This window comes from Acetobacter aceti NBRC 14818, from assembly GCF_000193495.2.
Classification (GTDB): domain Bacteria; phylum Pseudomonadota; class Alphaproteobacteria; order Acetobacterales; family Acetobacteraceae; genus Acetobacter; species Acetobacter aceti.
Genome location: NZ_AP023410.1, coordinates 2,928,226 through 2,935,000, shown reverse-complemented (window position 1 = coordinate 2,935,000; position 6,775 = coordinate 2,928,226). Strand labels below are relative to the sequence as shown.

General features: G+C 58.3%; 5 protein-coding genes. 2 read left to right on the top strand and 3 right to left on the bottom strand.

Annotation, left to right across the window (positions count from 1 at the left end; all coding sequences use genetic code 11):
* Positions 1–139: 139 nt before the first annotated feature.
* Entirely contained in the window at positions 140–643 is a 504-nt protein-coding gene (locus EMQ_RS13460; protein ID WP_269208687.1) for a sigma-70 family RNA polymerase sigma factor, read from the bottom strand.
* Positions 644–723: 80 nt separating this feature from the next.
* Here EMQ_RS13460 and EMQ_RS13455 point away from each other — a divergent pair, with 80 nt between their 5' ends.
* Together EMQ_RS13455 and EMQ_RS13450 are read left to right on the top strand one after the other, a co-directional pair.
* Positions 724–1,464 carry a PhyR family response regulator anti-anti-sigma factor gene (locus EMQ_RS13455; RefSeq protein ID WP_010666830.1) on the top strand — a complete coding sequence of 247 codons (741 nt, stop codon included), beginning with the start codon at positions 724–726 and terminating at the stop codon, positions 1,462–1,464.
* Between the two features lie 80 nt (positions 1,465–1,544).
* Entirely contained in the window at positions 1,545–3,368 is a 1,824-nt protein-coding gene (locus EMQ_RS13450; RefSeq protein ID WP_010666829.1) for an ABC-F family ATP-binding cassette domain-containing protein, read from the top strand.
* 42 nt (positions 3,369–3,410) lie between these two features.
* Here EMQ_RS13450 and EMQ_RS13445 read toward each other — a convergent pair whose 3' ends face one another.
* Entirely contained in the window at positions 3,411–4,679 is a 1,269-nt protein-coding gene (locus EMQ_RS13445) for a hypothetical protein (protein WP_010666828.1), read from the bottom strand.
* A gap of 192 nt (positions 4,680–4,871) precedes the next feature.
* On the bottom strand, positions 4,872–6,770 hold the full coding sequence (gene htpG, locus EMQ_RS13440) for a molecular chaperone HtpG (RefSeq protein ID WP_010666827.1): 1,899 nt from the start codon (positions 6,768–6,770) through the stop codon (positions 4,872–4,874).
* Positions 6,771–6,775: the final 5 nt, after the last annotated feature.

The window sequence follows — 6,775 nt, the reverse complement described above, 5'->3', positions numbered from 1 at the left end:
TATAAGCCCCACAAACAAATACCGTCAACACACTTTCACAAAAAATCTCACCCAAAAATCCAAACCCAACCAAAAACCCCAGAAAACCAAGGAAAATTAATACCTACAAAGTTTCCCCCCCGGATTCCCTGATACCGAATCAGCCTTCACTCCTATCCCTCAGACTGACCAGAAACGAACGGGCCCGGGACACACGGGACTTTATCGTCCCCGCAGACACTCCACAGATGACAGCCGCTTCCTCATAGGAAAGCTCCTGAGCTCCCACGAGCATCAGGGCCTCCCGCTGATCGTCGGGAAGCTCCCACAGCAGTTTATTGAGATCGGTCACATCATCATGCTTCCCCTCTGATGCAACAGAAGGAAGAGGCTGCTCTTTATATTCGCTGAGAATTTCCTGCTCGCGCTTGCAACGACGCGCCTGCTCATAGAAAAGATTCCGCAGGATGGTGAACGACCACGCTTTCAGATTTGTTTCGGCCGAGAACTGGTCACGCGATGCAAATGCGCGGACAACGGCTTCCTGCACCAGATCATCAGCACGTGTGCGGTCTTTGGTCAGAAAGCGGGCAAACGCACGCAATTCTGGCAAAAGAGCGACAACCCCACGTCTAAATGCAGGTTGCCCCCCCTTATCTGTCACAGAGGCTCTTTTCTGATCGTGGTTTGCCATGCCAACCTAACCCCGCCTGTCACTTCGGTTCACGCGAAGGAATGTTCACGATGCCCGATTCGCAACGAAGCGAACTGATCCGCGCGCTTCCGTATGCACGCCGTTATGCGCGCGCGCTTACAGGAAGTCAGTCCCGCGGTGATCTGCTCGTCGCGGAAAGCCTGCGCGACCTGGTAAACCAGGCGCCTGGAAAGCTTTCGGCACGTCTCGAACTTTATCGGGCGATCTCCCGCAAGGCCGCCGTTCTTGAGGAAGAAGACAAGCGGCCTCATGCGCTGTCGTTTCCGCAACGGCTTCTTCTTCTTCTGACCGCTCTGGAGGGCCTGTCCTCCTCCCAGGCGGCTCATATCCTCGCAATTGATGAAAGCACGGCGGCAAAAGAAATCGCCGAGGCGCATCAGACGATCCGTTCCGTCTCCCAGACATCGATTCTCATCATTGAAGATGAGCCCATCATCGCCATGGGTATCGAGGATCTGATCATCCATTGTGGTCATACCGTCGCAGGCATAGCTCACACCCAGAACGACGCCATCGCCTTGGCCAAGAAAACCAAACCCGGCCTGATTCTGGCTGACATCAATCTTGGTGAGGGCGGCAACGGTATGAAAGCCGTGGCTGAAATCATGAAGAGCATGACGGTGCCCGTCATCTTCGTGACCGCCTATCCGGAATGCCTGCTGACCGGAAACACGGTCGAGCCTGCTTTTGTCATTACAAAACCATTCGAACCACTGACACTGGCCATTGCCACCTATCAGGCCATTACGGGCGGCGTACCGCTTCCCTGAACCGCAATTAACGCCCATTTCGGAGAAACTGCCTCTTCAAGCATCTTGCATGACGGGGCAGTTCCCCGCACTTTCCGCTCATGGCACCTCCTCCCCTTCTTCTCCTGCAGGACATCACTCTGACGCTTGGCGGGAAACCGCTTCTCGATGGCGTAGGATTCTCTGTTTCTCCCGGCGAGCGGGTCTGTCTTGTCGGTCGTAACGGCTGCGGCAAATCCACCCTTCTCCGCATTGCGGCAGGCGAAATCCTCCCCGATTCCGGAACACGGTTCCTCCAGCCCGGATGCACCCTGCGCTATCTGCCGCAGGAACCTGATCTCTCCGGCTATGAAACAGCACTCGATTACGTCATCGGTGGACTGACTGATCCGTCACAGGAGTGGCGGGCCAGTGTCATGCTGGATGCGCTCGGCATGAGTCCGACCGATAATCCCGCGACATTGTCCGGCGGAGAGGCCCGACGCTGCGCGCTTGCTCGCGTGCTGGCCGCCGAACCGGACGTGCTTCTGCTCGACGAGCCGACCAACCATCTCGACATGCCAACCATCGAATGGCTGGAAAAGGAACTGCTCTCCCTCCGCACCGCCATGGTTATCATCAGCCATGACAGACGCCTGCTGGAAACCCTGTCTCGCAGTGTGGTCTGGCTCGATCGCGGCACAACCCGTCGTCTCGATCAGGGATTCGAACGATTCGAAACATGGCGGGAAGAGGTTCTGGAGCAGGAAGAACGGGACGCCCACAAGCTGGACCGTCAGATTGCGCGCGAAGAAGATTGGATGCGTTACGGCGTCACCGCCCGTCGCAAGCGCAATGTGCGGCGTGTGGCGGAACTTGCCGCCCTGCGCACCGCCCGAAAGGACGCCGTCCGTCCACAGGGCACGGTGAACCTTACCGCGCAGACCGCCTCGAACTCCGGAAAACTTGTCACAGTCGCAGAGCAGGCCTGCAAAAGCTGGGGCGATCGCCCTATCGTGCGTAATCTCGACCTGCGCCTGCTGCGCGGTGACCGGATGGGCGTTGTCGGTGCCAACGGAGCGGGCAAGACAACCCTGTTGCGTCTGCTAACCGGGGTTGATCAGCCCGACAGCGGCACTGTGACGCTTGGTCCCTCCGTCGCAATGGTCACGCTCGACCAGCAACGCAAGGCACTGAACCCACAGCAGACGCTGGCCGACACACTGACTGGGGGTGGCGGAGAGATGGTGCAGGTCGGTGACGAAAAGCGCCACGTCATCGGCTATATGAAGGACTTCCTGTTTCGCCCCGAACAGGCCCGCACCCCTGTCGGGCAGCTTTCCGGCGGAGAGCGTGGTCGGTTGATGCTGGCCTGTGCGCTGGCACGCCCCTCAAATCTGCTCGTGCTCGATGAGCCCACCAACGATCTCGATCTGGAAACGCTCGATCTTTTGCAGGAAATGCTGGCGTCCTACGACGGCACCGTTCTTCTCGTCAGCCATGACCGTGATTTTCTTGATCGCGTGGCGACATCGACTCTTGCTGCGACCGGTGATGGCGACTGGACTGAATATGCGGGTGGCTACAGCGACATGCTGGCGCAGCGCCACGGCCTGGCGCTGGACCAGCGTGAAGCAGCAGCGGGATCGCCGGAACCGGCTGTTTCATCCCCAGCCCCCGCTGCCAGTACGACCAAATCCGGCAGTCGTAAACTGACCTACAAGGATCAGCTTGCACTGGACAAACTGCCGGGACGAATTGCTGAAATCGAGGCCAAGATCGTCAAGCTTCGGACGGCTCTGGAAGATCCTGATCTTTACAGCAAAGACCCTAAAGGTTTTGCCCGACAGAGCGAGGCGCTGGATTCCGCTGAACGGGACCTGACGACAGCGGAAGAGCTGTGGCTGGAACTGGAAACAAGACGCGAAGCTTTGCAGAGCGACTGACAGCAGCAAAAAACCGAACTGCTCCGCCTGACTGTGACGCGGTCAGGCGGCCCATGTCCCCACGCAGGACTCGACATCCAGGGCGATTCCACCTTTGGCGACAATCTGGCCGCAGGCATAAGGGCCAAGCGCTCCAGCCGCGACCAAAAAGACTGCTCCCGGATATGGCACCCAGACTTCATCAATCTGGGTCAACATCTCATCCAGACCATTCCGCTGCAGGAACACCTCATTCGCCGTCCCCAGACGGCATGTTTCCGCGATCCGCGAAGCAAGTCCCTCATGCGTGGTAACGATTCCTGCGAATGGCAGATCACCCAGCAAGGAACACAGGCCCGGATCAGCAGCAGCGAGAGCAGGCATTACATCGAGTCCAGCGCAGGGCTTGTAACGACCGACACGGACTTCCCGGTCCTGCTCAGCAAAGAAACCAAAATGCTCTCTGTCGTTCTGCAGGATGTCGGACGACGGCAGACACAGAATCACAGCCTCTCGTGCCCCCTGCCGGTATCCCCGGCCCAGTCTTGCCTGCGTGCTGGGTGCGCAATCGGAAAAAGCCGTATCGGACACTCTCTGCCACACCGCTTCCGCCATCTCGGTCATTTCAACCGGACGCAACAAGAGTGAAGCGTGAAGGCTGGTCGCACAGACGATTTTCGCTTCGTCATATCCCATGCTGACCAGTGAGAACGGCTCACCGACCTGCACGGCTTCCCGAATCATTATCCCGACCCGATCAGGCGACAGCCAGAGCTCTGACTTCCCGGCGTTCTCCAGATCCTGCAAAAGAATTTTACGCTGAAAGGTTTTTGCCAGCCGGGCATTGGCTAACTGGCTGTAAAGCGAGATACGCCCACCCTGAGCTGCCGCCAGCTCATCCAGAAAATCTGCGCTGTCGATCAGCTCGTCATACCGACCTGTCGCTTCGAGACTGCGGATGTAGTTCCAGGCAGAAAAACGCTCGCCCTTCAGGCCATGCACCACATCGCGGAGCAGAGGAAGCGCTTCTTCAAATCGGCCTTCATTAAACAGGGCAGCCGCAATGTCCGCATCCTGTGCCGCATCACGCATTTCCGTCCGCAGAAGCAGATCGCAGATCGCTTTCCGTTCCTGCGCGTTGGCCGTCTCACACGCTTTCAGCAGGGTCTGACGCAGAAAACGAATATCCGGCCACTTATCGAACGCGCGCGCGCAGTCAGCAATGACCGCTCCAATATCACCTTTATCCAGATCATCCTCCGCCTGCGTCAGCGCAGAAACAAAGTCCCTTTCGGAAGCTGCGGTCAGCCGGTCTGTTCCGTCACCACTCAAGCCCAGGTTCCTCACTGATGGTATCGCCAGACAGAACGCTCCACATTCCCACACGTTTCTGGCGGAACGTGTGCAGACATTACACAATCGGCAATCAGGCTTAATTTAGGATGACGAGACAGATCCCCAACAAAAAAGGCGGATGGAACATGATCCCATCCGCCATTTCATAGCCCAATAAAGGGCGTCGCTTTATTCGCCCTTCGCTGCGACGGTCAGCAGACCGGTCAGACGCTGTGCGAAAGCGGTCGGATCTTTTGGATTCTCGCCGTCCTGAATACGGGCGACATCCAGAAGCACGCGGGCCAGATCACCCAGAGCCGGGCTTTTCTCAGCCGCCTTGCGCGCCAGTTCGAGCACCAGCGGGTTGCGCGGATTCAGCTCCAGAACCGGAGCCGACTCCGGCAGCTTCTGACCGCTACGACGCATCAGCTTCTGCAACTGAAGGTCCGGACCATTCTCGGACGCCGCCAGCACGACGGCGCTGGAGACCAGACGATCCGTTCCGCGCACATCGGATACTTCAGCGCCCAGCGCCTCTTTCAGCGCCGGAAGCAGAATGTCCATGTCAGCGGCTTCGCCCGTTGCGGCTTCGCCTTCGACAACGAACTTCTCCAGATCGGCCGCGCCCTGCGTGACGCTCTTCAGCGTCTTGCCTTCGAAACTGGTCAGACGATCCGGCCAGAAGGAATCGACCGGCTCGGACAGCAGTAGCACTTCCAGACCACGCGCCCGGAAACCCTCAAGCTGCGGCGAGTTGGCGACTGCATCCTCATTATCGCCTGTCAGGTAATAGATCGCGTCCTGCTCAGGCTTCATGCGGCTGATATAATCGGCCAGCGTCGTCCAACCGGACTCCGGCTTGTCCTCTTCCGCTTTCACAGCGCTGGAACGGAAACGCGCCAGACCAGCCAGCTCCGTGCGGTGCTCGGCATCTTCCCAGATGCCTTCCTTCACGATCGAGCCGAAGTTTTCCCAGAATTTCAGGAACTCGGCATTGTCCGAAGAGCGCTTCTTGATCTCGTTCAGCACACGACCCGTCACGGCCTTGCGGATACGGGCCAGAACCGGCGTCGCCTGCAACATCTCACGCGACACGTTCAGCGGCAGGTCTTCCGTGTCCACCACGCCGACGACGAAGCGCATCCATGCCGGAACCAGGGCAGCGTCGTCCGTGATGAACATCCGCTTCACATGCAGGCGAATCTTGCTCTCGCGAGCTGGATCGCCAAACTCGAACGGACGTGAACCAGGAATGAACAGCAGCGCGCTGAATTCGATCGTGCCTTCCGCGCGCCAGTGCAGCGTGTCCCACGGTGTATCGAAGTTATGGGAAACGTGACGGTAGAACTCGTTATACTGTTCTTCCGTCACTTCGCTCTTTGGCTTGCGCCACAGAGCCGTGCCTTCGTTGGCGGGGCTTTCCTCGCCGTCCTTCACGATGGTCACAGGCCACGCAATATGGTCGGCCCACTTGCGGATGATTTCCTGCAAACGCCACGAATCAAGGAATTCGTCAGCATCTTCCTTAATGTGCAGCGTGATATCCGTGCCCGGCTTATCGCGGGTCGCAGGGGCAAGCTCGTAAGATCCCTTCCCGTCCGAGGTCCATTTCCACGCCTCATCTGATCCGGCGCGACGGGAGACAACTTCCACGCGATCCGCCACCATGAAAGCGGCATAGAAACCAACACCAAACTGACCAATCAGGTTCGGCTTGTCCTCAGGCTTTGCGCTCTCAAGCTCCTTGCCAAAGGCGCGGGTGCCGGAACGGGCAATGGTGCCGAGATTGTTGACCAGTTCTTCCTTGGTCATGCCGGTGCCATCGTCGGTGATGGTCAGCAGGCGGGCGTCCTTGTCTGGATTAATGCGGATCTTGGCATCTTCTGGGAGCGCGCGGGCACCGTCCGTCAGCGCCTCGAAACGGCGACGGTCGGTCGCGTCGGCGGCATTGGCCACCAGTTCGCGAAGAAAAATCTCACGTTCGGAATAAAGGGAGTGAACGACAAGGTCGAGAAGACGCCCGACTTCAGCGCTGAATTCATGCTTTTCAGCCGAGGAAGACGGGTTCGTGGTCTCCTGTTCGGTCATATAAT